The 26,343-nt window shown below is 75.4% G+C and carries 25 protein-coding genes and 1 pseudogene; 8 read left to right on the top strand and 18 right to left on the bottom strand.

The features are described 5' to 3' along the window. The 3 genes and pseudogenes from AB0D08_RS25440 to AB0D08_RS25430 form a co-directional block, all read right to left on the bottom strand. Positions 1–247: pseudogene (locus AB0D08_RS25440) on the bottom strand (hypothetical protein); the annotation flags it as partial. Continuing rightward, positions 244–1,503: an SLC13 family permease gene (locus AB0D08_RS25435; protein ID WP_033823469.1), complete on the bottom strand. Its 1,260-nt coding sequence runs from the start codon at positions 1,501–1,503 to the stop codon at positions 244–246. The pseudogene AB0D08_RS25440 and the gene AB0D08_RS25435, both read right to left, overlap by 4 nt. Before the next feature lie 178 nt (positions 1,504–1,681). Continuing rightward, positions 1,682–2,482: an alpha/beta fold hydrolase gene (locus AB0D08_RS25430; protein WP_359891853.1), complete on the bottom strand. Its 801-nt coding sequence runs from the start codon at positions 2,480–2,482 to the stop codon at positions 1,682–1,684. A gap of 62 nt (positions 2,483–2,544) precedes the next feature. Between AB0D08_RS25430 and AB0D08_RS25425 the strand changes: the two genes are divergently transcribed. After that, a complete protein-coding gene (locus tag AB0D08_RS25425; RefSeq protein ID WP_033823468.1) occupies positions 2,545–2,964 on the top strand; it encodes a MarR family winged helix-turn-helix transcriptional regulator in 420 nt (139 codons plus the stop codon). A gap of 39 nt (positions 2,965–3,003) precedes the next feature. Here AB0D08_RS25425 and AB0D08_RS25420 read toward each other — a convergent pair whose 3' ends face one another. Further along, the gene (locus AB0D08_RS25420; protein WP_149038460.1) at positions 3,004–3,204 is read right to left on the bottom strand and encodes a hypothetical protein; all 201 of its coding nucleotides are present in this window, start codon (positions 3,202–3,204) and stop codon (positions 3,004–3,006) included. 187 nt (positions 3,205–3,391) lie between these two features. Between AB0D08_RS25420 and AB0D08_RS25415 the strand changes: the two genes are divergently transcribed. Further along, complete coding sequence (locus AB0D08_RS25415) at positions 3,392–4,135, top strand: hypothetical protein (RefSeq protein WP_359891849.1); 744 nt, start codon at positions 3,392–3,394, stop codon at positions 4,133–4,135. A gap of 483 nt (positions 4,136–4,618) precedes the next feature. Beyond that, positions 4,619–4,948 (top strand): putative quinol monooxygenase, encoded by a 330-nt coding sequence (locus AB0D08_RS25410; protein ID WP_359891846.1) that lies wholly within the window; start codon positions 4,619–4,621, stop codon positions 4,946–4,948. Positions 4,949–5,071: 123 nt separating this feature from the next. Here AB0D08_RS25410 and AB0D08_RS25405 read toward each other — a convergent pair whose 3' ends face one another. The 3 genes from AB0D08_RS25405 to AB0D08_RS25395 form a co-directional block, all read right to left on the bottom strand. Further along, positions 5,072–5,530: a metalloregulator ArsR/SmtB family transcription factor gene (locus tag AB0D08_RS25405; protein WP_082526926.1), complete on the bottom strand. Its 459-nt coding sequence runs from the start codon at positions 5,528–5,530 to the stop codon at positions 5,072–5,074. Next, positions 5,530–5,901: a hypothetical protein gene (locus tag AB0D08_RS25400; RefSeq protein ID WP_033823467.1), complete on the bottom strand. Its 372-nt coding sequence runs from the start codon at positions 5,899–5,901 to the stop codon at positions 5,530–5,532. Before AB0D08_RS25400 ends, AB0D08_RS25405 begins: the two co-directional genes overlap by 1 nt. 263 nt (positions 5,902–6,164) lie before the next feature. Continuing rightward, positions 6,165–6,851, bottom strand: a complete 687-nt coding sequence (locus AB0D08_RS25395) for a DUF2306 domain-containing protein (RefSeq protein WP_359891842.1) — start codon at positions 6,849–6,851, stop codon at positions 6,165–6,167. Between the two features lie 329 nt (positions 6,852–7,180). On the opposite strand from AB0D08_RS25395, the gene AB0D08_RS25390 reads away from it, so the two are divergent. Both AB0D08_RS25390 and AB0D08_RS25385 read left to right on the top strand, forming a co-directional pair. Continuing rightward, positions 7,181–8,404, top strand: a complete 1,224-nt coding sequence (locus AB0D08_RS25390) for a histidine kinase (protein WP_359891839.1) — start codon at positions 7,181–7,183, stop codon at positions 8,402–8,404. Then, the gene (locus tag AB0D08_RS25385) at positions 8,401–9,081 is read left to right on the top strand and encodes a response regulator transcription factor (protein ID WP_359891836.1); all 681 of its coding nucleotides are present in this window, start codon (positions 8,401–8,403) and stop codon (positions 9,079–9,081) included. Before AB0D08_RS25390 ends, AB0D08_RS25385 begins: the two co-directional genes overlap by 4 nt. Positions 9,082–9,088: 7 nt before the next feature. Here AB0D08_RS25385 and AB0D08_RS25380 read toward each other — a convergent pair whose 3' ends face one another. The 8 genes from AB0D08_RS25380 to AB0D08_RS25345 all read right to left on the bottom strand — a co-directional run bounded on the left by AB0D08_RS25380 (position 9,089) and on the right by AB0D08_RS25345 (position 20,593). Further along, a complete protein-coding gene (locus AB0D08_RS25380; RefSeq protein WP_359891834.1) occupies positions 9,089–10,315 on the bottom strand; it encodes a cation:proton antiporter in 1,227 nt (408 codons plus the stop codon). A gap of 141 nt (positions 10,316–10,456) precedes the next feature. After that, positions 10,457–12,073, bottom strand: coding sequence for a SpoIIE family protein phosphatase (locus AB0D08_RS25375; protein WP_359891831.1), 1,617 nt, complete (start codon positions 12,071–12,073; stop codon positions 10,457–10,459). Positions 12,074–12,342: 269 nt separating this feature from the next. Next, positions 12,343–13,014 (bottom strand): enoyl-CoA hydratase-related protein, encoded by a 672-nt coding sequence (locus AB0D08_RS25370; RefSeq protein WP_033823463.1) that lies wholly within the window; start codon positions 13,012–13,014, stop codon positions 12,343–12,345. 228 nt (positions 13,015–13,242) lie between these two features. Next, positions 13,243–15,360: an elongation factor G gene (gene fusA, locus AB0D08_RS25365; RefSeq protein WP_359891828.1), complete on the bottom strand. Its 2,118-nt coding sequence runs from the start codon at positions 15,358–15,360 to the stop codon at positions 13,243–13,245. 459 nt (positions 15,361–15,819) lie between these two features. Then, a complete protein-coding gene (locus AB0D08_RS25360; RefSeq protein ID WP_359891825.1) occupies positions 15,820–17,010 on the bottom strand; it encodes an FAD-dependent monooxygenase in 1,191 nt (396 codons plus the stop codon). Between the two features lie 120 nt (positions 17,011–17,130). Further along, the gene (locus AB0D08_RS25355; protein WP_359891823.1) at positions 17,131–18,753 is read right to left on the bottom strand and encodes an NAD(P)/FAD-dependent oxidoreductase; all 1,623 of its coding nucleotides are present in this window, start codon (positions 18,751–18,753) and stop codon (positions 17,131–17,133) included. 89 nt (positions 18,754–18,842) lie between these two features. After that, on the bottom strand, positions 18,843–19,184 hold the full coding sequence (locus AB0D08_RS25350; protein ID WP_033823460.1) for a hypothetical protein: 342 nt from the start codon (positions 19,182–19,184) through the stop codon (positions 18,843–18,845). A gap of 101 nt (positions 19,185–19,285) precedes the next feature. Further along, entirely contained in the window at positions 19,286–20,593 is a 1,308-nt protein-coding gene (locus AB0D08_RS25345; RefSeq protein ID WP_033823459.1) for a diacylglycerol kinase family protein, read from the bottom strand. 295 nt (positions 20,594–20,888) lie between these two features. On the opposite strand from AB0D08_RS25345, the gene AB0D08_RS25340 reads away from it, so the two are divergent. Further along, positions 20,889–21,896: an NADP-dependent oxidoreductase gene (locus tag AB0D08_RS25340; RefSeq protein WP_199520443.1), complete on the top strand. Its 1,008-nt coding sequence runs from the start codon at positions 20,889–20,891 to the stop codon at positions 21,894–21,896. A gap of 53 nt (positions 21,897–21,949) precedes the next feature. On the opposite strand, the gene AB0D08_RS25335 is transcribed toward AB0D08_RS25340, so the two are convergent. Next, the gene (locus tag AB0D08_RS25335) at positions 21,950–22,708 is read right to left on the bottom strand and encodes a Mut7-C RNAse domain-containing protein (RefSeq protein ID WP_359891818.1); all 759 of its coding nucleotides are present in this window, start codon (positions 22,706–22,708) and stop codon (positions 21,950–21,952) included. Positions 22,709–22,780: 72 nt separating this feature from the next. Continuing rightward, positions 22,781–23,185 (bottom strand): PPOX class F420-dependent oxidoreductase, encoded by a 405-nt coding sequence (locus AB0D08_RS25330; RefSeq protein WP_033823457.1) that lies wholly within the window; start codon positions 23,183–23,185, stop codon positions 22,781–22,783. 68 nt (positions 23,186–23,253) lie between these two features. Between AB0D08_RS25330 and AB0D08_RS25325 the strand changes: the two genes are divergently transcribed. Together AB0D08_RS25325 and AB0D08_RS25320 are read left to right on the top strand one after the other, a co-directional pair. Beyond that, positions 23,254–23,964, top strand: coding sequence for a TetR/AcrR family transcriptional regulator (locus AB0D08_RS25325; RefSeq protein WP_359891814.1), 711 nt, complete (start codon positions 23,254–23,256; stop codon positions 23,962–23,964). Beyond that, positions 23,961–25,400, top strand: a complete 1,440-nt coding sequence (locus tag AB0D08_RS25320; RefSeq protein ID WP_359891811.1) for an MFS transporter — start codon at positions 23,961–23,963, stop codon at positions 25,398–25,400. Before AB0D08_RS25325 ends, AB0D08_RS25320 begins: the two co-directional genes overlap by 4 nt. 104 nt (positions 25,401–25,504) lie before the next feature. Here the strand turns inward: AB0D08_RS25320 and AB0D08_RS25315 are convergent, their stop codons facing one another. Next, positions 25,505–26,338 carry an alpha/beta hydrolase gene (locus AB0D08_RS25315; RefSeq protein ID WP_033823455.1) on the bottom strand — a complete coding sequence of 278 codons (834 nt, stop codon included), beginning with the start codon at positions 26,336–26,338 and terminating at the stop codon, positions 25,505–25,507. Positions 26,339–26,343: the final 5 nt, after the last annotated feature.

Raw genomic sequence — 26,343 nt, 5'->3', positions numbered from 1 at the left:
CGGCCGGATCGCTGCCCCAGCCGTGGGCGTCCGGCCCTTCGGCGGGCCGGCCGTCGGAGGCCCGGCGGCCGCTCGGGTGGGCGCGGCCGAGCAGGCCGGCGAAGGCCCCGTGCGCGGTGGCGGCCACCTCGGTGCCGGTGACGTGCAGGAGTGTGACCCCGGCGCGGTCCGGGGTGTGGGCGCGGGCGGCGTCCACCGTGGCGGGCCAGGTTCCTTCGGTGATCCAGACCAGGACTCGCACGGTCAGCCTCCCGGGAGCACAGTGAGCGACACCCACAGTGCTACCACGGAGAGCACCAGCGCGGCGGGCACCGTGAGCAGCCCGAGCCGGGTGAACTCGCCGAGGCCGACATCGCTGTCGTGCTCGCGCACGATGCGCCGCCACAGCAGGGTGGCCAGGGAGCCGGCGTAGGTCAGGTTGGGGCCGATGTTGACGCCCAGCAGGACGGCCAGCACCGGGCCGGTCCCGGCCGGCGCCGCCAGCGGCAGCATGACCAGGACGGCCGGCAGGTTGTTGATCACGTTGGCCAGCACCGCGGCGAGCGCGGCCACCCCGAGCAGCGCCGGCAGGCCGGTGCCACCCGGCACCAACCGGGCGAGCGCCGAGCCGAGGCCGTTGTCGACCACCGCACGCACCACCACCCCCAGCGCCAGCACGAACGCCAGGAACGGCAGCGCGGCCGAGCGGACCACCGCAACCGGGGTCGCGGTGCGCCGCAGCAGCGCCCGGACCGCGAGGGCGAGCGCGCCGGCCGCCGCCGCCCAGGCCGGGTCCACGCCCAGCGCGGAGGTGAGCACGAAGCCGCCCAGCGTGGCCGCGACGGTGACCAGCGCGAACCGCGGCAGCGGCGGCACCGGCCCGGCCTGCGCCGGACCCGCGCCGGCGTCCAGGTCGGCGGCGAAGAAGCGGCGCAGCACCAGGTACTCGACGCCGATCGCGGCCAGCCACGGCAGCACCATCAGCCCGGCGAAGTGCACGAAGCCGACCCCGGCGGCCGCGAAGGCCAGCAGGTTGGTCAGGTTGGAGACCGGCAGCAGCAGCGAGGCGGTGTTCGAGAGGTGGGTGCAGGCGTAGACGTGCGGTTTGGGCCGGGCCCCGAGCCGGGCCGCGGTGGCGAACACCACCGGCGTCAGCAGCACCACCGTCGCGTCCAGGCTCAGCACCGCCGTGACCACAGACGCCACGGCGAACACCTGGCCCAGCAGCCGCCGCGGCCGCCCGCGCGAGCGCCGCGCCATCCACGCCCCGCACCAGGTGAACAGCCCCTCGTCGGCGCAGAGCTGGGCCAGTACCAGCACGGCCGCCAGGAAGCCGATCACCGGCCCCAGCCGCTCGGCCTCCGCGCGGGCGGCGTCGGGTCCGATCGCGCCGGTGGCCAGCAGGATCCCGGCGGCCGGGACCGCCGCCACCGCCTCCGGCAGGCCCCATGGCCGGGCCACCGCGCACACCAGGACGACGACCAGCAGGACGGCCGACAACGCTTCCGCAGACCCCGCGCTCAGGACAGGCTCCTTCCGGGAAGTTCACACGACGACGGCGGCGTCCGAACCGGAGTCACCGCCCCCGGTATCCTGCCGCAGTGCCGGCCCCCCGGCCGACACCGCCCGGGTCGCCGGGCCGGTCCCGCCCGCGTGCCGATCGCAGGTCGTGGGTCGCAGGTCGTGGGTCGTGGGTCGTGGGTCAGACGCCCGGTGCGGTCCCGGGGCCGGTGCGCGCGAGGAAGGTGTCGAGCGCGGCGAAGGTGGCCGCGGGCTGTTCGAGCTGCGGCAGGTGGCCCGCCTCGGGGATCACCACCAGGTGCCCGTCGGTGAAGGCCGCGGCGTACGCGGCGCCGTAGGCGGGGGTGACGATGCGGTCGCTCGCACCCCAGACCAGCAGGGCGGGCCGGCTGACCCGGCCCAGCCGGCCGAGCAACTCGGGGTCCTGCATGCCGGACTCGCCCGCGAGGATCCGCAGGGTACGCATGTCGGCCTGACGGGCGGCGAGCCGGTCGGCCGGGAGGGTCGCGGGGTCGAGGTACCCGCGGTCCGGGTCGTGCCAGGCGTACTCGGCGATGCCGCGGGCGTCGAGGGCGAAGAAGTCGCGGATCGGCTCGCCCTCGACCCGGACGCCGACGGCGTCGATCAGCACCAGGCCGCCGACGGCGCCGGTGGTGTCCCGGACGGCCATCTCGGCGGCGATCCAGCCGCCGAGCGAGGAGCCGACGAGGAGGACGTCGCTGAGGCCGCGCACCCGCAGGAGGTGCAGGTAGGTCTCGGCGAGCGCGCCGACGTCGGCCAGCCGGTCCGGGCGGTGGGTGCCGTCCCAGCCGGGATGCACCGGGGTGAGGGTGCGGGCCGTCCCGGCGAGGTGCGCGACCAGCGGCGCGACGGTGGCGCGGCCGCCTCCGCCGTGCAGAACGAGGACGGGCCGGCCGGTGCCGGACTCGGAGAGGGTGATGGAGAGGTCGTCGGACAGGGCGACGGTGTGGTCGGTGAACATGGCTCCACGATAACTAAAGATGCTTAGTTAAGCTAGTTTGGTCATGGCGTAGACTTCGGTCCGTGCAAGGAGAGCTGCAAGTCCTCGGAAGAGCGGTCAAGCAGGCCCAGTACCGTCAGCACCGGGCGCTGGACACCGCCCTCGCGGCCGTGGGCACCACGCTGGCCCAGTGGGACGCCCTCCGGGCGATCGGCCGGACGCCCGGCGCATCGGCCCGGGACCTCGCAGCCGCGACCTTCCAGAGCGAACAGGCCTTCGGAACGCTGGCCGGCCGACTGGTCGCCCAGGGCCTGGTCGACCGCCGCCCCGGCCACGGCCGCCGGATCGAACACCACCTCACCGCCGACGGCGAGCGGACCCTGGAGGCCGGCCACCGGGTCGCCGACGAAGTACTCGCCGACTGCTTCGCCGCCCTGTCCGCCGACGACCGCGCCACCCTGCTCGGACTGCTCCGGCGCCTGGTCGCCGACGACGACACCTGAGCGCGGCGGGCCGCCGCGGACGCCGGGCCGTCCCGGACCTCACGGCGGGGCGTCCGCCAGGTGCGACAGGCTGACGGCGATGACCCCCACCCACGCGGCGAGGAGGACAAGCGCGATCCCGACCACGGCCAGCGCGGCAACACCGAACTTCGCCCCCAGGGACATCGGGGGCCGCCGTCGGCTCCTGGAGTCCCTCCTCGGCCGCGGCCGCGCCCACTGCTCCGCCCACATCTGACTCATACGTCCCGTCCCCTTCGGTCGACCGTTGCCACCATGATCATGAACACCGGCCGGCCGCCGCCTGAGTGTCCGTACTCAATCGCCGATGGGTAGCCCTCCCTCCTCCCGCAGGCCGGAAACGGGTGGCGCCCCGGGCGGGCCGGACCGTAGGTTGTCGCCGCACTCCACCTCACCAACGGGAGTTCTCGTGTCCGAAGACGCGCAGGGTCCCGCACCGGACCGGGCCGCCCGGCTCGCCGCCCTGGTCGGGCAGTGCGAGCCGCTGCTCACCCAGGAGCGAGGCATGGAACAGGTCCAGCGGCTGCTTCGGGACTCCGGGACCGGGGTCCTGGACGCGATCCTCGTCATGCGGAAGCTGCTGGGCGGCGGCCCGCTCGGGGAGGCCAGGGACGCCGTGCTGGAGAGCGCCGCGCGGACCGTCGAACTGCCTGGACCTCAGCGCCTCGTGGACGTCACCGAGCGGGCGAAGGACATCGCCGACGCTCTCCTCCGGTCCGCCCGCACGCGGGGGAGCACCAGGATCGCCGCCATCGACGGCCCCGGCGGGTCGGGCAAGACGACGCTGGCTGCCGCGGTGTGCGCGCGACTCGACGGCTCGGTCGTGGTGCACGTGGACGACTTCTACCGCCCCATGTCCGACCGGGAACGCGAGCGGCTCGACGCGGAGCAGGGCTACCACCGCTACTTCGACTGGGAACGTCTCCGGGACCAGGTCCTGGCCCCGCTCCGGGACGGCCGGGCCGCCCGGTACCGGATCTACGACTGGAGCACCGGGCGGCTCGGCGAGTGGCGCGAGACCGCCCCGGGAGGTGTGGTGATCGTCGAAGGGGTGTACTCCGCCCGCCCGGAGCTCGCCCCCTGGTACGACGTCACCTCGTACGTCGAGGTTCCACGGGACCTCTGTCTGCAGCGGGTGCGGGCGCGTGGCTAGAACCCCGAGGAGTGGATACTGCGGTGGCGCGCCGCCGAGGACCACTACCTGTCCACGACCTGGCCGCAGACCAGGGTCGACCTGATCGTCCGCGGCCACTGAGGAGGGTCGGCGCTCGACGCCGGTGCGGTCCGGCCGACGGGTACGTCCACCACGGCGGGCGTCGGTGTGGCGGGCCCCGGCGAGTTGCTCCCGGCCGTCACACCACGTGACGGATAGTGGGACGCGGGGGACGCGCTGCGATTTGGACGTCGATGGACCGCCATCCCCCGGTCGCCGACCACGGGCCGCTGGGCGACCTGCGGACCGCCGCCCTGGACGGTCGACGAGGCGACGGCGAAGCTGTGGGAGCACTTCTACGGCGGGGCCCCCTCCACCCTGGACAGGCCATCAACCGCAAGCGGAGCCGGGAATGAGCCGGGTTTGGGGGACGGGCGTGGTTCGGGCAGGCTGGGCACGGCCGTCGACTTCCGAGGAGCAAGCATGATCCTGATCAACGTCAAGTTCACCGCCAGGCCCGAGTTCAGCGACCGATGGGTGTCGCTGGTCGAGGAGTTCACCCTGGCCACCCGGGCGGAGCCCGGAAACATCTTCTTCGAGTGGTCCCGCAGCGTCGACAACCCGGATCAGTACGTCCTGCTGGAGGCCTTCGAGTCGGCCGAGGCCGGCGCGGTGCACGTGAACTCCGAGCACTTCAAGGCCGCGATGGCCGAACTCCCGGCCCGGATCGCCACCAAGCCGCAGATCATCTACGTCGACGCACCGGTGGACGGCTGGTCCGAGATGGCCGAACTCACCCCCACCGAGGGCTGACCGGCCCCCGGCCCGGAACGGGACGGCGGGCGCACCCGGGCCGGGGTGCGCCCGCCGTCGTCGTGGGACGGACCTGCTGCTGCGGCTCGGCTCGGCTCGGAGCGGGTGCGGCCTCGGCGCGGCTCAGCGTGGGAAGTGCGCCGCGCCGTGCAGGTCGGCATCGGAGCCGGCGTCCGGGTCCAGGAGCGCCTCCGGGTCCGCCGGGGGATCCGGGATGTTCCGGGGGAGCGGCAGCGGGAGGTCGTCGGCCGGGTCGTCCGCGCGGCGGAGCTGCTCGAGGACGGCCTCCCGGTCGGTCAGCAGCACGGTCAGGATCCGGCGCGCCGATCTGAGCAGGTCGGAGACGTCGGCGCCGGCCAGCGCGTAGAGCACGTTGCCCGACTCGCGGGTGGAGACCACGATGCCCGAGCGTTTGAGCACCGCGAGCTGCTGGGACAGGCTGGACGGCTCGATGCCGATGTCGGCCAGCAGGTCGCGCACCGGCAGCGGACCGCCCTGGAGCAGTTCGAGCACCCGGATCCGTACGGGGTGGCCGAGCATCCGGAAGAACTCGGCCTTCACCTGGTAGAGCGGAAGGTGCATCAGAGCTCCAGCTCGTTCTCCACCTGCTCCAGCCGGCGCCTGGCCATCGCCAGGTTGGCGCGCTTGCGGTCCAGTGCGAGGTACAGGAACAGTCCCTTTCCGGTGCGCGAGGTCAGCGGCCGGATGACGTGGTACTGGCTGGTGAGGGTGACCAGGATGTCCTCGATGGCGCCGGTCAGACCCAGCATCTCCATCGTGCGCATCTTCGCCCGGACCAGGTCCGTGTTGCCCGCGGCGGCGACCGAGAGGTCCAGCTCCGGCCCGCCGCCGAGGGTGCCCAGGGCCATCCCGCTGCCGTAGTCGACGAGGGCGACGCCGAGCGCGCCCTCGATCATCATTGCTTCCTTCAATGCGACATCAGTGGTTGCCATGAATGCGACGTTAGGCATCTCCGGGTAGCTGCGACTCGGGAATTGAAGAATTCTGCAACTGCACTGTCCGGGTGCGGTAGATTACGCCCTCCGTCATCGTCCGCGACGAAGTCGTCACGTTAGGTGACTGGTCGGAGGAGGGTGCCGGGGTGGATCGATGCCCGGTCCACCAGGGCTTCCGTGGCCGGTGGTTGACCGTCCGTGAGGTTCGGGGGCGGGGTGGCGTGACTGCGCGTGACGTGTACCCGGCAGGGGTGGCGGCTTCAGCTGTCGGCGCCGGGCGACCGTGGACGGCGGGAGCGGACCGGCCGGTGCTCCCGGCCCCCGGCGAGAACCCGCTCCGCCACGGCCAGGTCGAGCAGGAGGGCACCCCAGGCGCCGCTCACATAGGCCTGGTCGAACGGCACCCCCACCGAGCCCAGCACCATCAGCCACAGCCGGAACGTGACGCCCGTGAAGATCAGGGCGTAGGACCTGACCATCCAGCGGCGGTGCCGCTCCACCGCACCCCGGCGGATCGTCACCAGGGCCGCCGCCGAGGTCGCCAGCAGCAGGACGGCCAGGACCGCGAAGCCCAGCGGGGCAGCGGGGGCGAACAGCCCGTGCGGTGCCAGCAGCAGGCCGCCGACGCCGGTCGCCGCCACCGCGGTCAGGTACAGCCGGCCCACCCACCGGTGGACGGCCGGCCGGCGGGCCCGCAGCCGCGGCGGGAACTGCCACGGGCCGAGCACCAGGGCCACGATGCCGCCCGCCACGTGCAGGACCAGCGGCGTCAGATGGGCCAGATAGGTGGCGCGTTGCTCCTGGAGGAAGGTGTCCGGGTCCAGGGTGAGGTAGCGGGCGGAGATCAGGGCGATGCCGGTCGCCAGGACGGTGACGGTGCCCCAGCCGACCCGCCGCCGCAGCGTCGTCGTGGGTGCCGTCGGTGCCGTCGTCGGTGTCGTGGTCATCGGTGGCCGGTCCTGACGGTGGGCCCGCAGGGGGCGGAGGCGGGAGTGCGGAGTTCCATGCCGAGCACGCTAGGAAGCGGACCGCCGGCCACGCGTCCCCTCCGGGGGGTCGGCGGGGCCACCCCACCGGGAGGACGTCCGGGGGCTACCCCAGCGGGGGTACACCGGGCGTACCCCCGAGGGGCGATGCGCGCACCCGGGCCCGCTCGCTACCCTCCAGGGAGCCGCCGCCGCCCGGGGTGCGCGGTGACCGTCGGAGGGAGGCCGGTCCGGTGCCGGACGCCAGTACGCTCCCGCGCCGACAGCCGTCCCGAGCCGTGTCCCGAGCCGTGTCGCGAGCCCCCGCCGAGCCCGCCGCCGGTCCCGCGACCGAGGCCGCGTCCCGGCCGGCCCGGCCGTCGCGGCGCGCGCTGCTCCTCGACGGACTGCTTGCGCTCGGCTTCCTCGCCGCGATGCTGCTCGAACGGGCCCGTGCGGCAGGCGAGATCGGTGAGCGGATGCCGGCCGCGGTCGTGCTCGGAGTGGTGGTCGCGGCGGCGCTGGCCGTGCGCCGTCTCGCACCGCTCACCGGGTACCTCGTGGGCACCGCCGCCCTGTCGGCGGAGGCGCTGTTCGTCCAGCCCGGCGTGGTGTCCCCGTACGCCAACCTGGTCGGGCTGCACGCCCTCGGCCTCTACGCGACCCGGGGGCGGGCCCGGTGGGGGCCGCCGGTCGTGGTGGTCGGCATGGCCGCCTACTTCTCCGGCCTCGCCCACACCTACCCGGTCATCCCGGTCGGCGTGCTCGGGCTGTGGCTGGCGGCCTGGGCCCTCGGCTACGGCACCGCCCGCCGTCAGGAGGAGCGGGAGGGCGAGCGCCGGGCCGCCCGCGAGCGCGCCCTCGCCGAGGAACGCGCCCGGGTCGCCCGCGACGTCCACGATCTGCTGGGCCACACGCTCAACCTGATGCTGGTCCAGGCCGGCGCCGCCCGGCGGCTGCTCGACCGCGACCCGGACCACACCCGTGAGCTGCTGCACGGCCTGGAGGACACCGGCCGCGAGGCGCTCGGTGAACTCGACCGGGTCCTGGGCCTGTTGCGCCACACCCGACCGGCCGACCCGCACCCCGGCGGCCCGACCCCAGGTCACCCGCACCCCGGCGGCCCCGCCCCCGGCCACCCGGCCCCCGCCGGGGCCGAGCCCGGACTCGCCGACCTGCCCCGGCTGCTCGCCCGGATGGAACAGGCCGGGATCCGGGTCACCACCCGCCTCGACCCGGCCGCGCTGCACGTACCGAGCGCGGTCGACCGCTGTGCGTACCGGATCGTCCAGGAGGCCCTGACCAATACCGTCAAGCACGCCCGGGCCACGGCCGCCGAGGTCACGGTCGACCGGGACGGACGTGGGCTGTCCATCCTGGTCAGCGACGACGGGCGGGGCGCCGCCGCCGGGTACACGCCCGGCCGGGGGCTGCTCGGCATCGCCGAACGCGTCGCGCCGCTGGCCGGCCGGGTGGAGCACGGCGCGGGCGATCGGGGCGGCTTCCGACTGCACGTGGTGCTCCCGCTGCCATGACGATCCGGGTGGTGCTCGCCGACGACGACGCGCTGCTGCGCGCCGGTCTCGCCCTGGTGCTCTCCACGGCCGACGGCAGCGGGATCGAGGTGATCGGGCAGGCCGCGGACGGCCTGGAGGCCGTCGCGCTGTGCCGCGGGCTGACGCCCGACGTGGTCCTGATGGACGTCCGGATGCCCGGCGTCGACGGGGTCGAGGCGACCCGGCGGATCGTCGCCTCCCACCTGCCCACCCGGGTCCTGGTGCTGACCACCTTCCACCACGACGAGTACGTGTGGGGGGCGCTGCGCGCCGGGGCCGCCGGGTTCCTGCTCAAGCGGGCCTCGCCGGAGCGACTGATCGACGCCGTGCGGGCGGTGGCCGGCGGGGACGCGGTGCTGGACCCGGCCGTCACCCGTGACCTGCTGGGCCACCTGGTCGCCCGGCAGCCGCCCCGGGCCGCCGCGCCGCCCGACGGGAGGCTGGCCCGGCTCACCGACCGCGAGCGCGAGGTGCTCCGGCTCGCTGCCGAGGGCCGGCCCAACGCGGACATCGCGGCGGTGCTGCTGCTGGCCGAGTCCACCGTCAAGACGCACGTCAAGCGGATCCTCGCCAAGCTGGACGTCCGCGACCGCTCCCAGGCGGTCGCCCTCGCCTACCGCGGCGGCCTGATGGCATCCCCGCCGCACGACATCTGATGAGACATCAGTTTGCGTCGGCGCCGGTCGCCCGCCGGCGGGCCCGCGCGTAGCGCTCGGCCAGCGGACCGTACGTCAGCCCGTGCAGCACCAGGCTCATCAGGACGGTCATCGTCATCACCTGGCCGATCAGGTCGGCCGCGTGCGGGTCGGCCGGGGCGAGCGAGATGAAGGCGAGCAGGCCGAAGACGATGGACGCCAGGCCGCGCGGCCCAAGCCAGGCCAGCAGCAGCCGGTCGGCCCGGTCCAGGCCGCTGCCCACCAGGCAGATCAGCACCGGGACGATCCGCACCACCGTCAGCGACAGCGCCGCGTAGGCGACCACCCGGGGGTCGAAGTCGCCCGCGAACGCCTGCGTGACGACCTTGCCGAAGACGAACCACAGCGCCAGTGAGAGCAGCGTCCCGGTGTCCTCGAGCAGGTGCAGGGCGGGCGCGGGCAGCGCCCGGGACTCCGGGGTGAACAGCAGCCCGGCCACGAACGCCGCCACGAACCCGTTGCCGTCCAGCACGATCGCCAGGGCGTACGCCATCAGCGGCAGCGCGAGGATCCCGAGCCGGACGGCGGTGGGCCTGGTCCACCCCGCCAGCCAGGCGCGTCGCAGCAGCACCCCGCCCGGCTTGCCGACCACGGCCCCGGCGACCACCGCCCACAGCAGCGCGGCGACCGCGTCCCCGAGCGAGGAGGCGTCGGGTGCCAGGCTCTCCCCGTGCGCCTCGGTCCCGGCGAGGCAGAGCAGGAAGACCGGTGCGAGCAGGCCGTCGTTGAGTCCGCTCTCGACCGTCAGCACCCCGCGCAGCCAGGACGGCAGCCGGGTGTCGCCGATCAGTTCGGCGGCCGGGGCGAGGTCGACCGGCACGGTCACCGCGGCGAACAGCGCCACCAGCCACCAGTGGCCCGCGGGGAACAGCAGACCGCCCGTCAGCACCCCGGCGGCGAAGGTCAGCGGCAGTGCCAGCAGCAGCAGCCGGACCAGCAGCCGGCGCTGCGCGTGCACCACCCCGGGCGGTACGTGGGTGGCGTCCGTGAACAGCAGCACGGCGAGGATGATCTCCACGGCGCGTTCGGCGTCCGAGGTGGTCAGCCCGATCTGTACCAGCGGGTGCGGACCGACCGTCAGCACCACGCCCGCGGCCGTCATGGCGACCGGTGCGGTGATGCTCCACCGGGCCAGCCGGCCGGCCACCAGGGCCCAGGCGAACAGCGTCCCCATGCTGATGACCAGCGCGATCACGCGCGCACCTGTCTTCCCCCGGTGCGTGACCGGACGGTGTCCGAGTGCTCACGATGGTAGGCGGCGCCGGACCCCGGCAGCGTGCAGGCGCGGCCAGTGTCCGGGAGCGCCGCCCGTACCCGGCGCCCGCGCCCCGCCGCCTCATGCCCCGGCGCCGCCGACGGGCCGCAGGCCGAAGGTGAACCAGGTGGTCTTCCCCTCGTCGGTGGGCCGGACCCCCCAGTCGTCGGCGAGCGAGTCGACCAGCAGCAGCCCGCGACCCGACTCCTCGTCGTCGGCGGCCATCCGGGGCTGCGGCAGGGTCGGGCAGTCGTCGACCACCTCGACCGTGACCTCCCGGGTGGTCCGGCGGATCTGCAGCCGGACCGGTCCCCGGCCGTGCCTGACGGCGTTGGTGAGCACTTCGGAGACCAGCAGCCGAGCGTTGTCGACCAGGTCGTCGAGCCCCCAGGAGAGCAGCGCCTTGGTGAGGAACGCCCGGCCCTCGGGCACCGTGGCCGCGCTGGCCGGGTAGTCGCACGCGTCGCTGGCCAGCGGGGCGGCCGGGAGCCGGGCGAGCAGCAGGGTGACGTCGTCGTTCCCGCCGCTGTCGGGCAGCAGTTCCGCCAGCACCAGGTCGGCGGCCTCCTCCAGACCGGAGGCCCGGGAGAACGCGTCGTCCAGCGTTCCGACCAGGAAGGCCAGCCGTTCCTCGATGTCGCTGACCGGGGTCTCGATCAGCCCGTCGGTGTAGAGCACCAGGGTCGCGCCGGGCGGGACCGCGATCGAGGTCTGCCGGTGCAGCACGTCACCGACCCCGAGCGGGACGCTCACCGGGGCCGCCAGCGCCCGGACGCCCTGGCCGGGCACGGCGAGCAGGGCGGGCAGGTGTCCGGCCGAGCAGATGGTGACCTCGCCGACGTCCGGTGCGATGACCAGGTAGCAGCAGGTGACCAGCTGGTCGGGGCCGGCCAGGTCGGCCACCACCGCCTCCAGCGCCCGCATCAGCTCGCGCGGCTGCATGCCGGTCTTGGCCAGGGCGTGTGCCGCCGAGCGGATCTGACCCATGATCGCGGCCGCCTCCAGGCCGCGCCCCATCACGTCGCCCACCAGCACGCCGACCCGGCCGGCCCCCAGCGGCACCAGGTCGAACCAGTCCCCGCCGACGCCGAGCCCCTGGGTGGCGGGCAGGTAGCGGCTGGCCGTCGCCAGCCCCGGCACGGCCGGCGGGGTGCCCATCAGGCTGCGCTGCAGGGTGAGGGCGGCGTGCCGCTGCTGTTCGTACAGGGTGGTCAGCTCGGCCTCGGCGGCCTTGCGTTCGCTGACGTCCCGGACGGCCGCGGAGATCAGCAGGCCGTCGGCGGTCTCCAGCGGGCTGAGGCTGATCTCGACCGGGAACTCGGTGCCGTCGCGGCGCACGCCGTGCAGTTCCAGCCCGGCCCCCATCGGCCGGACCTGGCGGTTGGCGGTGTAGCCGGCCCGGTGCGCCGCGTGGCCGGTCCGGAACCTCCCGGGCACCAGCACCTCGACCGGCCGGCCGAGCAACTCCGCACGGGCGTAACCGAACAGCGCCTCGGTCTGGGCGTTGACCAGCCGGATGATGCCGCCGTCGTCCACGATCACCATGGCGTCCGGCGCCGCCTCCAGCAGCCCCCGGAAGCGCTCCTCGGCACCGCCCGGGCGCGGCCCCGGACCGTCGGCCGCACCGCAGCGCGGGCAGGGAGCTCCGAGCGGCGCGGCCGGAGTCCCGGGCCGTGCGTGTCCGTCGATTACAGCCATGTCCACCCCTGATTCGGGTCGCCGTTCGAGACGATCGAAGGGGATATTCGAGCGCGTGGGCCCGGGACGGGTCGGCCGATGTCGGCAATCGGCCGGATTTGGCCGGAACCGATCCGTTGGCCGTGCCGCCGTGACACCCGCGGGGCGGGAAGTGGACTCCCCGCTGCCGGATCGCGGATCACCGGATCACCGGATCACCGGTGCGGTCGTTCGCCGGAGTGCCGGCCCGCGTGGCCGGAGCGGTTCGGGCGCGGGCCGGCGGAAGGGGGTCAGCCGAGCGGGATGTCCTTCTCGCGCAGCGCCTCCAGGACGCCGGCGTACATCCGGGCCTTGATGGTGCCGAGCGTCGGGCCCGCCTTGGCGGCGTGCCCGGCGGCGAGGGCGACGGCCGTCGAGCGCACCGCGTCCTCGTCCGCGGTGCGGTCGACCACCGCGGCGGCGAGGGCGTCGTGACCGCCGTAGCGGCGGGCCGTGGTCATCGCCTCGTGGGCGGTCTGCGGGGCGAGCCGGGCCTGGATCAGCGCCGACATGCCGGCCGTGAACGGGATGTTGATCTCGGCCTCCGGCAGGCACCAGAAGCCGCGGTCGCCGCGCATCACCCGGAAGTCGTGGGCCAGCGAGAGCATCGCGCCCGCGGCGAAGGTGTGCCCCTGCAGCGCCGCCACCGTGACCACCGGCAGCGTCAGCAGCCGCGCGAGCAGTTCCTGGACCGAGGTGACGTACTCGGCGGCCCGGTCGGTGTGGGCGAACAGCCAGTCCAGGTCGAGGCCGTTGGAGAAGAACTTGCCGCTCGCCGCGGTCACCAGCGCGCGCGGGCCCTCGGCCTGCTCCACCTCGTCCAGCAGCCCGTTGACGGCGGCGATCCAGTCGGGGTGGAAGCGGTTCTCGGTGTCGCCGATGTCGAGGACGAAGACGCTGTCCTGGCGGTCGAGGGTGGGCATCGTTGCTCCTTCACGGGGTCGGGCGCAGGAGACCGCCGGGAGCGGCGCGGGCACGCACGTTACCGGCGAGTAACTAGGTGGCTCGCATCGTACCCGCGGGCGGCCGACCTGTCTGCCACCCGCGGGTACCCGCACAGCGCCCGCCCCGACCGGCGGCGCCGGGCCCCGCCCGTGAACGGGATCCCAGGAACGGCATCCCGGGAACGGCGGGGGGCCCGGCGCCCGGCCTCAGCCGGCCGGCCCGGCCGGCGCCGGGGCGTAACCGGCGGCCCGGGTGGTGAAACTGCCGCGGCCCTGGGTGCGGCTGCGCAGCCGGGTCGCGTAGCCGAACAGCTCGGCCAGCGGCACGACCGCGGTGACCTGCGCCGAACCGCCCCGCGCGGCCGAGCCGGTGACCCGGCCGCGGCGCGCCGCCAGATCACCGAGCACCCCGCCCACCGCCTCCGGCGGCACCGTCGCGGTGACCTCCACCACCGGCTCCAGCAGCGTCATCGCACAGGCCCGCAGCGCCGCCCGCAGGCCCTGGCGCCCCGCCGTCCGGAACGCCTGCTCCGAGGAGTCCTTGACGTGGGTGGCGCCGTCGGTCAGCGTCACCCGCAGCCCGGTGACCGGATGGCCGGCGAGCGGGCCCTCGGCCAGGGCGTCCCGGCAGCCCGACTCCACGGCCTGCACCCACTCCCGCGGCACCCGGCCGCCGGTGACCGCCGACCGGAACTCGAACAGCGCCGAACCGCCCTCGCCGTCGGCCGCCGCCAACGGCTCCACGTCGAGCACGATGTGGGCGAACTGGCCCGCGCCGCCGTCCTGCTTGACGTGCCGGTGGACCAGACCGGACACCCCGCGGGACACCGTCTCCCGGTAGGCCACCTGCGGCCGCCCGACGGCCACCTCCAGCCCGTGGAGCAGACGGATCTTCTCCACCGCGACCTCCAGGTGCAGCTCGCCCATCCCGGACAGCACGGTCTGCCCGGACTCGGCGTCGGTGTGCACCGTCAGCGACGGGTCCTCCTCCACCAGCCGGGCCAGCGCCGACGCCAGCCGGCCGGTGTCGGTACCCCGGCGGGCCTCCACCGCGACCGAGACCACCGGCTCGGCCGCCGTGGGCGGCTCGAGCACCAGCGGCGCCGACGGCGCGCACAGGGTCGCCCCGGCGCGGGCCGACTTCAGCCCGATCACCGCCACGATGTCCCCGGCCACCGCCCGCTCCAACTCCTCGTGCCGGTCCGCCTGCACCCGCAGGATCCGACCGATCCGCTCGCTGCGCCCCGCGCCCGCGTCCAGCACCGTGTCCCCCTTCCCGATCGTGCCCGAGTACACCCGCAGATAGGTCAGCCGGCCCGTGCCGGTGGCGTTCACCTTGAACACCAGCCCCGCGAACGGCGCCGCCGGATCGGCGGCCCGCTCCTGCACCGGACCGTCCGGCCGGCCGTCGAGGGTGCCGCGCACCGCCGGGACGTCCGGCGGCGCCGGCAGGTAGGCCACCACGGCCTCCAGCAACGGCTCGATCCCGCGGTTGCGGTACGCCGAACCGCACAGCACCACGACGCCCTCGCCGGTGCGGGTCAGCTCGCGCAGCGCCGCGGCCAGGGTGGCGTCGGACAGCGCGGAGGTCGCACAGAACTCCTCCAGCGCCGCCGGGTGGAGCTCGGCCACCGACTCCTCCAGCAGCCGGCGCCGCCGCCCGGCCTCGGCCCGCAGATCCGGCGGCACCTCGCCGGCCCGGTACCGGCCCGGCCCGTCCGGCCAGTGCAGCGCCCGCATCCGGACCAGGTCGACGACGCCGGTGAAACCGCCCTCGCGGCCGATCGGCAGCTGGACCACCAGCGGGCGCGGGTGCAGCCGTGCCCGGATCGAGGCGACCGCGGTGTCGAGGTCGGCGCCGGCCCGGTCGAGCTTGTTGACGAAGGCGATCCGCGGCACCCCGTGCCGGTCGGCCTGCCGCCACACCGACTCGCTCTGCGGCTCCACACCCGCGACGGCGTCGAACACCGCGACCGCCCCGTCCAGCACCCGCAGCGAGCGCTCCACCTCGTCGGCGAAGTCGACGTGTCCGGGGGTGTCGATCAGGTTGATGCGGTGACCGTCCCAGGCGCAGCTGACCGCCGCCGCGAAGATGGTGATGCCGCGGTCGCGCTCCTGCGGGTCGAAGTCGGTGACGGTGGTGCCCTGGTGGACCTCGCCCTGCTTGTGGGTGGCGCCGGTCAGGTACAGGATCCGCTCGGTGACGGTGGTCTTGCCGGCGTCCACGTGGGCGAGGATGCCCAGGTTGCGGACCTGGGTGGGGAGGGTGCCGAAGGCGGTGGCGGGGGTGGCGGGGGTGGTCGTGCTGGGAAGCGCGGTGCGCATGGCCGTTGGCCTTTCAGGGTGATCCTGTTGGGGGCGGCGCGATTTCCCGGACGAACGGTGGCGGCGACGGGCGCGAGCACGGTGCAAGGTGCACGGTGTACTGCGCGGCAGACGGCGGCGCAGTGGCGGCACGGCGGACGCCTCGCGGCACTGGACCGACGGGGTCTCAGACCTTCGTCACGGACAGCCGGTACCCGCCGCGCAGCGGGCACCGGGCGGACGAGGACACCAGGATCACCTCGTACCGGGACCGGGGGAGGACGACGGCGACGCGCGGACGCATGGCCACTCTCCCCTCGACTCGGCACGGAACCCGCCGGGTCGTTCCCCGTGGCGGGTGGTTCGTCGCCGAGTGTAGGGAGACCGGGCGCCGCGGGGCACCCGGTTTCTTTTTTCCCGCCACCCGGCGACGGGGCCGCCCGGCGTCCGGGGGAGCGGAGCCGATCGGCCGGTGGTGCGTCAGCTGCCGGTCGGCAGCGGGGTGTTCCAGTCGAGCAGCCGGAGCAGTTCCTCGTCCACCGCCGTGGTGCCGGTCGGCCGGTCGGCGGCCACCACCGGGGTGCGGGGACCGGTGCCGCCTGCGGTCAGCCTGGCGCTGACCGCGGCGTTCAGCTCCGTCCTGGGCCGGCGCAACCGTTCGTAGTGCTCCAGCGCCGCGGTGCCGGGGCCGCCCTCGCGCAGGGCCTTGGCCAGCACCACGGCGTCCTCCAACGCCATCGACGCGCCCTGCCCGGTGGCGGGGGAGGCGGCGTGCGCGGCGTCCCCGATCAGCACGGTGCGCTCGCCGCGCCAGCGGGTGCCGGGGCCCAGGTGCAGCGCGTTGGTGACCATCAGCCGGTCGGCCGTCGCCGCGACGATCTCCGCCGCCGCCGTACGGTCCGGCCGCAGCAGCGGCAGCAGCCGCTCCCGCCACCCGTCGGCGCCGGTACCCGCCAGTTCCTCGGCGTCCGCCGGCGGTCCGGGGACCCGGGCGAACCAGAAGGTCTCCCCGGCGGGCGACAGCGCGTAGCCGAACGCGGCGCCGCTGCCGCGGATCATGGTGATCCGCTCCGACCGGGCCTGCGACGGCGGGACGGCCTCGCCGGTGTAGCCGGTGGTGTAACCGTAGAAGACCTGCTGACCCGCGTAGTCGGGCCGCGGCGCGGCGGCGTCCAGCTGGCCGCGGACCGCCGAGTGCAGCCCGTCCGCCCCGACCAGCAGGTCGGCGCGGGCCGAACTGCCGTCCGCGAAGGCCGCGGTGACACCGTCCCGGTCCTCGGTGACGGTCACCAGCCGGGCCGAGTGCCGGATCGGGACGCCCCGGCGCAGGACCTCCTGGCGCAGCGTCGCGGCGAGGTCCGCCCGGCGCAGGCACCGGTAGCGGGTCAGCGGGTGCCCGCTCTCGCCGAGCGGCATCGCGGCGAGCTCCTCGCCGGAGCCGTCGAGGACGTCCATCGTCGTGAGCGGGAAGCCGAGTTCGGCCACCGCGGCGGCCGCGTCGAGCTGGGCGAGCGCGCGCATGCCGTTGCTCGCCAGGGTGAGGAAGGCGCCGATGTCCGCCCCGGTGTCGGGGTGCGCCTCGTACACCTCCACCTCGAAGCCGGCCCGGTGCAGGCCCAGCGCGGCCGCCGCACCGGCGATCCCCCCACCGATGACCATGATCTTCGCCAACTCGGCCCCCTCGCCGTCCGGTTCGTCCGCGTCCCAGTACGTCCGGGTCCGACCCTAACGCCAACTGCCCGGCGGCACGGGCGAACCGGGCCCGGCCGGGCCCGGCAGTGCGGCCGCTGCCTACTGCCCGAGTGCGGCCATCGCCGCGTTGTGGCCCGGGATGCCGCTGACCCCGCCGCCCCGGACGGCGCCGGCCCCGCAGAGCAGCACGTTGCGGTGGCGGGTGGCGACACCCCAACGGGCGGCGGGGGAGCCGGGGTCGACGGCTTCGGCGGGCTCGCCGAACGGGAACTGCAGCTCCCGGTGGAAGATGTTGCCGCCCGGCAGGCCGAGTTCGCGCTCCAGGTCCGGCGGTGTCTTCGCCTCGATGCACGGCCGTCCCTGCCCGTCCACGGCCAGGCAGTCGGCGAGCGGCTCGGCGAGGTGGGCCTCCAGCGGTCCGAGCACCGCCCGCAGCGCCGCCTCCCGCAGGGCATCGGCGTCCCCCTGCCCGGGGCGGTCGCCGGTGAACAGCCGGGCCGGCAGCTGCAGACCGAACAGGGTGAGCGTGTGGTAGCCCTGCCCGGCCAGCTCCGGACCGAGGATCGACGGGTCGGTGAGCGAGTGGCAGTAGATCTCCGAGGGTGCGGCGGCCGGCAGTCCGCCCGCGGCGGCCTGCCGGTAGGCGGCCTCCAACTCGCGGTAGGACTCGGCGATGTGGAAGGTCCCGGCGAAGGCCTCCCGCGGGTCCGCCGAGGTGTCGCGCAGCCTGGGCAGGCGCCGCAGCAGCATGTTGACCTTCAGCTGCGCGCCCTCGGGTGCGGGGTCCGCCGCGGGCTCCCCCATCAGGCGGTCCAGGACCGCGGGGGCGGCGCCGCACAGCACCTGGCGGGCGCCGACGGTGTGCTCCCCGTCGCCGGTGCGGAACGTCACCTCGGCGGTGGCGCCGTCCGTCGCCACGGCCGTCACCTCGCAGCCGGTGCGCAGTTCGGCGCCGGCCGCGCGGGCTGCCCCGGCCAGCGCGGTGGTGAAGGCGCCCATACCGCCGACGGGCACGTCCCAGTCGCCGGTGCCGCCGCCGATCACGTGGTACAGGAAGCAGCGGTTCTGCCGCAGCGACGGGTCGTGGGCGTGGGTGAACGTGCCGACCAGGGCATCGGTCAGCACCACCCCGCGCACCAGGTCGTCGGCGAAGTGCCGCTCGACGCTCTCGCCGATCGGACGCTCGAACAGGGCCTCCCAGGCCTCGGGTTCGGCCACCTGCCGGCGCAGCTCGGCGCGGGTCGGCAGCGGCTCGGTGAGCGTCGGGAAGACCCGCTGCGCGATCCGCCCGGTCATCCCGTAGAACTCCTGCCACGCCTCGAACTCCCGGTCGGATCCGGTCAGTTCGCGGAAGGCCCGGGCGGTCCTGGCCCGGTCCGCGACATCCACCAGCAGCCCGGTCGGCCGCCCGTCGCGCACGGTCGGGGTGTACGAGGAGATCCGCCGCCGGCGCACCGCGAAGCTCAGGCCGAGCTCCGCGACGATCTTTGGCGGCAGCAGGCTCACCAGGTACGAGTACTGCGACAGCCGGGCCGGGACACCCTCGAACGCCTCGGTCGACACCGCGGCCCCGCCGGTTCTGCCGAGCCGCTCCAGCAGCAGCACGCTGCGCCCGGCGCGGGCCAGGTAGGCGGCGGCGACCAGACCGTTGTGGCCGCCGCCGACCACCACGACGTCGTACGAGGAGCGGGCCGGGACACCGGCCGGGGTATCGGGCTGCATCCAGCCGTCCTATCAGGACCGCCCCGGGTTGACCAGGGTGCGCGCTGCCGTCCCGGCACCTTCGGCGCACCTTCGAGGTCCCGGCGCGCTCAGTGCACGGGCATCAGCGACCCGTGCGGCACCCGGGTGGCAGCCGGTGCCACCGGCAGGTCGGTGAGCGCTGCGAACACCGCGCAGACCTCGCCCGCCGCGGTCCGCATCTCCTCGCTCTCGCCGGGCCTGACCACCAGGTCGGCCAGGATCAGCAGCGCGGCCCGCAGCGCGCCCACCGGGACCTCCACCGTCCGCAGCGCGGTGAGCGCGTCGGACGCCTGCTCGGCGGCGCTGGTGACCCAGGACTGCTGCGCCAGGTCCGGCGACGAGCCCGGCGCAGGGGTCGGGGCCGAGGCCGGTGCGGCGTGCAGGGCGCGGAGCGGGTTCCTATGGCTCATGACCAGAGCAACGACGCGGACGCCTCCCGGATGCTGCGCGTACGGGTGATCGCTGCGGGTGCGGGTGCGGGAGTGCCCAGGTGGGCGGCCGGGCGCCGGGCTCAGTGGTGCAGGGCGAGGGCGCGCAGCCGGTGCCAGTTGCGCAGCAGGCCGGTCCGCGGGTTCCCGGGCCGGTCCCTGGGCACCCGGACCCGGAGCGCGCCCGGGCGGAGCGTGCAGCGCACCGGCACCGGCAGCATCAGCGACTCGCCGTCGACGGCGACCGGGATCTCCGGGGCGTCGGCGGTGACCACCACCTCGGTCGCGGTCAGCTCGGTGATCCCGGCGGACTGGGCGCCGAGCGCCACCGCGGCGGCCTGCGCCGCGCCCTCGACCCGCAGGCCGAGCACGCCGAGCCGCCCGGTGTCCAGCCTGGGCCGCCGTCCGCCGCCGAGCCGGTCCCGGGTGTCGTACGGGTTGTTGCTGACCAGCAGTGCCTGGGGGTGGGTCAGCCGGACGCCGTCCGCGTCCGCGGTGAGCCGGGCGCCGGCCTGGCCGGCGAGGAGCTCGGGCAGTGCCTCCAGGGCGGTGCCGGCCTTGGCGTCGCGGTAAGCGGGGCTCTGCACGATCTCGGCGTACGCGCCGAAGGAGACCGTGTTGACGAAGGCCCGCCCGGCCACCGTGCCGAGGTCCACGCGCAGCTCCACGCCCTGGAGCAGGGCGTCCAGGCAGCGGCTGGGGTCGGTGCGGTCGAGACCGAGGTCCATCGCGAAGTGGTTGCGGGTCCCGGCGGAGACCACCAGGAACGGCAGGTCGTGCTCGGCGGCGACCTCCGCGACCAGGGCCTGGGTGCCGTCGCCGCCCGCGACCCCGAGCAGGTCGGCGCCGTCGGCGACCGCCTGCCGGGCGATGGCGGCGACGTCCTGGGTCACCGAGGTGTCGAGCAGGACGACCCGGGCGCCCAGCGACTCGGCGCGGGCCACCAGGCCGAAGCGTTCGACCTTGCCGCCGCCCGAGCGCGGGTTCATGATCAGTACGGCCCGGCGGGGTGCCGGGCTTACGTGCGCGAGCAGGTCGGCGACCGGCCGGGTGAGTCGCAGCGCGCGGTCCGCGCAGGTGAGCGCGGCCACCCAGAGCGCCAGCGCGGCCACGGCGGGCGCCCACAGGCCGGTACCGACGAAGAACGCCATCAGCGCCCCGAGCGCCAGCAGCACCAGTACCGCGCCCAGCACCCGGACCAGCCCCCGGTGCGCCAGCGTCCACCAGGCACCGGCGGCCGCCGCCGTCAGCCCGGCCGCCGCCGCCAGTACCAGGCCCGGCCCGCGCAGGACCACCAGCGCCAGCAGCACCAGGACCGCCAGCACCCCGCAGCCCAGCGCGGTCCGCGCCAGCACCCGGGCCCGGCCCGCCGCTTCCTTCGGCCCGCTCATCCTCGGCTCCCTCACTGTCCCCGCCCTTCGTATCGATCACGCCCGAGGGACGGTAGCGCGATGCCCGCCCGTCCGGGCGGGTTCCGGCCCGGCCGAGGCCGTCGCGACCGGTCTCCAGCATCCGCGAACGGGTGGCGCGGGGGCGAGCAGGCGGGGCCGTGTCGGGTGGGACAGCGGACCGGCCACCGGGCGGGCCCCTGGCCAGATGACTAAGCGCTTGCTTAGAATGCAGCGAATCGAACGCCGCCGGACGCCGGCCGAACCGGCCGGCCGGATGTCAGCCCCAGGAGCCGTCATGCCGGGAACCAACCGCCAGATCCGCCTCGCCCGCCGCCCGGTGGGCGCGGTCGTGCCCGAGGACTGGGAGCACGTCACCGAGCCGGCCGCCGCCCCCGGACCGGGCATGTTCGCCGGGCGGACCCGCTACATCTCGCTGGACCCGGCGATGCGCGGCTGGCTCGACGACCGCCCCTCCTACCTGCCGCCGGTCGGCATCGGCGAGGTGATGCGGGCCGGCTCGGTGATCGAGGTGACCGAGTCCGACCACCCCGGCTACCGGCCCGGCGACTTCGTGGTCGGCACCTTCGGCGTCCAGGAGTACGTGGTCTCCGACGGCAAGGGCACGCTGAAGGTCGACCCGGCGCTCGCCCCGCTCCCGACCTACCTCGGTGCGCTCGGGATGCCCGGCATGACGGCCTACTTCGGGCTGCTGGACGTCGGCGCGCTCAAGGAGGGCGAGACGGTCGTGGTGTCCGGCGCGGCCGGCGCCGTCGGCAGCGTCGCCGGCCAGATCGCCAAGGCCAAGGGCTGCCGGGTGATCGGCATCGCGGGCGGCCCCGACAAGTGCGCCCTGCTGACCGAGGAGCTCGGCTTCGACGCGGCCGTCGACTACCGGGCCGAGGACGTCCGCAAGGCGCTGCGCACCCACGCGCCCGACGGCATCGACGTGTACTTCGACAACGTCGGCGGCGAGATCCTGGACGCCGCGCTGACCCGGCTGGCGATGCACGCCCGGGTGGTGATCTGCGGCGCGATCAGCCAGTACAACAACGAGACGGCCGTGCAGGGCCCGTCCAACTACCTGTCGCTGCTGGTGCGGCGGGCCAGGATGGAGGGCTTCGTGGTGTTCGACTACGCGAAGCGCTACGGGGAGGCCGCCCGCGAGCTGGCCGGCTGGATCGGCGACGGCCGGATCAAGGTGAAGGAACACCTGGTGACGGGCGCCCTGGACGACTTCCCGGCCACCCTGCAGATGCTGTTCCGCGGGGAGAACACCGGGAAACTGGTGCTGGAACTCTCCTGACCCGCGCCCGGCCGGGCCCGCCGCGGTGATCCGCACCGGACCCGGCCGGTTGCTCAGTGCGGGGCGCCGTCGCCGGCCTGGCCGAACTCGGCCAGCGCCTCCTCGACGATCGCGTTCAGGCTGGCGTGGTGGGCGCCCCGCCAGTACACCTTCGCGCAGTCGCCGCACTGCGCGAAGACGTCGAAGGACCGCTCCGTCCCGTCCTCCAGGTGCTCGTGCACCGCCTCCTTGGACGCGCTGCGCAGCAGCCCGTTGCAGGCCGTGCACCTGGTCCACGGCGCCAGCGGCGGCGCGAACCGCGACAGCACGTCCCGCAGCTGCTCGGCCGGGCGGTGGCTGTGGACGTAGGCGCCGGCCCACAGTTCGCGGCGGCGCAGCAGCCCCCGGTCGCGCGAGAGCATCACCCGCTGCTCGGCGGCGGAACGGGTGGCGAGCGCCGGGTCGCCGATGTCGACGCTCTCGTACGCGGCGTCCACCCCGAGCAGCCGCAGCCGGCGCGCCAGCGTGCCGAGATGGACGTCGAGCAGGAACCGCGCCGGGCCCGGCAGGTGCTGAGGCCTGGTCACGGGGTGGACGGAGATCTCCTCGCCGGGGCCGGGGAGGTGGCCGGCGGGCACCTCCCGGCGCTGCGCCGGGCCCGCGTCCAGGACGAACCGGCCCACCTCGGTGAGCGGTACCCCGAGGGACTCCACCAGGTGGCCGAGCGTCGACGCGCCGTCGGTGCGTACCGCGGCTCGTCCCGCCCGGTGCCGGGGCGCGACGAACACGTGCAGCTCAGGGGCGAATTCGAGCCAGATCTCCGGTTTCTCCACGGGCCCAGCATGCCAGCGCGCCGAGCGGCGCCGCCAGCGCATTCCGGGCGGAGAGGCCGGGCCTTCGGGCCGTCAGTCCGCCAGGGTGATCCGGATGCCGGTGGTGCCGTCCTCGCCGCGCCGCAGCCGGCTGCCCAGCAGGGTCACCACGCCGAGCAGGCCGTACTTCTGGCGCAGCAGGGTGCGGTAGGCGGCCGTGCGCTGCGGGGTGCAGATCTCCGCGGTCGCCGGGTACTGCTCGCCGGTCGGGTTGCCGCGCGCGTCGCACGGGCCGACCAGCACGTCGGCCCGGTTGCGGATCCGCTTGACCTTCCAGGAGCCGGTGACCGTCCAGATCCCGAGTGCGTCGCCGTCCCGGACCACCCAGACCGGGGTGGGCACCGGGGTGCCGTCCTTGCGGAAGGTGGTGACGAGCAGGTAGCTGCCGGTGGCGAGGCGGACCAGGCGTTCCAGGCGGTCGTTCGGGGTGGCGTCCATGGCGCGAAGTCTAGGCCCTGGCCGGCGCGCGTAGACAGTGTCTACGAGGCTCTGCTAGAAACACCGCCATGGAACCCGAGAGCTCCCTGCGCGAACGGCTGATCGACGTCGGCGTCGACCTGGTGACGACCGAGGGCGCCGGCTCGCTCGGCCTGCGCGAGATCGCCCGCCGGGCCGGGGTGTCGCACGGCGCCCCGCGCCGGTACTTCCCCACCCACCAGGCGCTGCTGTCCGCCATCGCCCGCCGCGGCTTCGCCGAACTCGGCGCGCGGTTCGCGGCCGCCCTCGACCGCCCGGCCCCGCCGCGCGCCCGGCTGCGCGCGGCCGGACGGACCTACGTCGGCTACGCGCTCGCCAACCGCGGCATGTTCGAGCTGATGTTCCGTCACGACCTGCTCGCCGGTGACGTGCCCGCCGGTGACCCGCCCGACGGCGGCCAGGGCCGGGTCACCGGCGCCGACCCGGCCGACGGCCACCGGCCGCTGCGGGAGTCCACCCGGCCGCTGTTCGCACTGCTCACCGCCCTGGTCGCCGACCACCTGGCCGCCACCGGACGGCAACCCGGCCGCCCCGGCGCCCCCGACCCGGCCCTGGCCGCCGCCGCGCTGTGGACCAACCTGCACGGCATCGCCCAACTCTGGACCTGGGGCAGCCTGCAACTGGTCCTCGACACCGCGCCGCCGCCCGGCCGCGCACCCGCGCCGGACGACCCGTCCGCCCTGCTCGACCGGCTGCTCGACGCCGCCCTCGACGCCCACCTCGGCCCGGCGGACGCATGAGCGGCACCGTACGGCCGCAGCTCGCACTGCTGGTCAGCGCCGCCGCAGCGATGATCGTCGCACTCGACGGAACCGTCCTGACGATGGCCCAGCCCAGCCTGCGCAGCGACCTCGGCGCGAGCGTCGCCCAGGTCCAGTGGACCAGCACCGGCTACCTGCTGGCGGTCGCCGCCCTGCTGGTGGTCGCCGGACGCCTCGGCGACCACCACGGCCACGCCCGGCTGCTCACCACCGGCCTGCTCGGCTTCGGCGCGGCCTCGGCCGGGATCGCGCTCGCACCCTCGATCGGCTGGGTGATCGCCCTGCGTACCGTCCAGGGCGTGTTCGGCGCGCTCCTCCAGCCCGCCACGCTCGCCCTGCTGCGGCTCGCCCACCCCGCCGACCGGATCGGCCGGGCGGTCGCCGTCCGGACCAGCGCGATCGGCGTGGCCGCGGCGGCCGGCCCGCTGATCGGGGGCGTCATGGTCGCCCACCTCGGCTGGCGCGCGGTGTTCGTGGCCAACGTCCCGGTCACCCTGGCCGTCGCCGCGCTCACCCTCATCGTCCGGGCGCCCGGGCCGGCGGTCACCGCCGGACCCCGGCGGCGGGCCGGCCTCACCGGCTCCGCCCTGCTCGCCGGCACCCTCGCGCTGCTGGTCCACACCCTGGTCGGGGTCCCCGCACACGGCTGGGGCGCGCCGCAGACCCTGCTCGGCGCGGGCGCCACCCTCGCGGCCGCCGCCCTGCTGGCCCGCTACGAACGCCGCAGCGCACAGCCGGTGGTGCCGCCCGCGGTCGCCCGGTCCGTGCCGGTCACGGCCTCGATGGCGCTCCTGCTGGTCACCGGTGCGGGCCTGTTCGGCGCGCTGTTCACGGCCACCTTCGTCCTGCAACAGGTCCGCGGCCTCGACCCGCTCGCGAGCGCGCTGCGGATGCTGCCGCTGACCGTCCTGATGGTGCTCGGCGCGCCCGTGGCAGGGGCCGTGCTGCGCCGGTTCGGCCCGCGCGGTACGGCCGCCGCCGGATCCGTCCTGGTGGTACTCGGCGTGGCCGGCCTGGCCCGGCTCGGTGCCGACGGCCCGTGGACCGTGGTCGGCGTCGCCTGTGCCCTGCTCGGCGCGGGCTTCGCCACCGTGATGGTCACCGCCACCGGCACCGTGGTCGGCGACGCGCCGCCCGGCTACGCCGGGGTGGTCGGCGGACTGAAGCAGACGGCCATGAACATCGGCCCGACCCTCGGCATCGCCGTTGCCGTCACGGCCACTCCACCGAACCCCGCCACCCCGGCGGCCACGGCCCCCACCTTCCTGGCCCTCGCCGCGCTGGCCGCCACCGGCCTGCTACCCGCCCTGCTGCTGCCCCGCCGGACGGCCGCCCCGGCCGTCGTCGGGCCTCCCGGCCGGCGCGCCGACGGGCCGTCCGCCGACCGCGCGGAGCGGGCACCGGCGGCCTGCTGACGCTCCGTCGGGACCCCGCCGCCGGGCGAACCGGCCCCGCGCCGCCCCGCCGTCGTCGGCGACGGCCTCCCGGCCCGAAGCCGTCCCGGGCCCGCCTCGGCCGGTCAGGGAGCGCCGTCCCGCTCCGCGGACCCGCCGCCGAGCAGGGGGGAACTGCTGCCGTCCAGCAGGATCCTGGCGACCAGCTCCGGGTTGTCGCCCATCGGCACGTGGCCGCAGTCGACCAGTGGGATGAAGCGGGCGCCCGGCAGGAGTCGGCGGGCCCGGCGGCCCTGGACGTTCGGCAGCAGCCGGTCGCGGGTGCCCCAGGCGATGGTGACCGGGACGTCCGGCGGGAGGTCGGCGGGGAAGCGGGTCGCCTGTTCGGCCCGGCCGGCCAGCAGGGTCTGCCGGAAGCCCGGCGCGTCGAGCAACGCCCGGGTGTCGAGCAGCAGTTCGCGCGGGTCGAGCCGCTCGGGACGGCCGTAGATCATGCCGAACATCAGCTTGCGCCCCTGCGCGGATTCGGCGAGCCGGGCCCGGACCGGTTCGGGGGTGCGGGCGGCGATCCGGTGCAGGTTGAGCACGCCGGACGCGTAGCGGTACCCGGCCGCGCGGTAGAACCCGGCCGGTGACAGCGCGGTGGCCGAGGAGACCAGGCCCTGCCGGGCGGCGTGCAGGGCGAACAGGCCGCCGAGTGAATTGCCCGCCACGTGCGGCCGTTCGACGCCGATGGACCGGAGGAAGTCGCCGAGCACCGTCACCGCGCTGGCGATGGTGTACGGCATCCCGGCGGGCAGCGGCGGCGAGGCGCCGAAGCCCGGCAGGTCGACGGCGATCACCTCCCGCTCGCGGGCGAGCAGGTCCAGTACGGGCTTCCAGCCCTGCCAGCGGTGCCCGATGCCGTGCAGCAGAAGCAGTGGCGGGCCGTCGCCCCGGCGCTCGTGTACAAGGTCCATGGCGA

Source organism: Kitasatospora sp. NPDC048540, assembly GCF_040651175.1.
Classification (GTDB): Bacteria; Actinomycetota; Actinomycetes; order Streptomycetales; family Streptomycetaceae; genus Kitasatospora.
The sequence above is the reverse complement of the archived record's forward strand: the minus strand, read 5'-3'. Positions and strand labels throughout refer to the sequence as shown.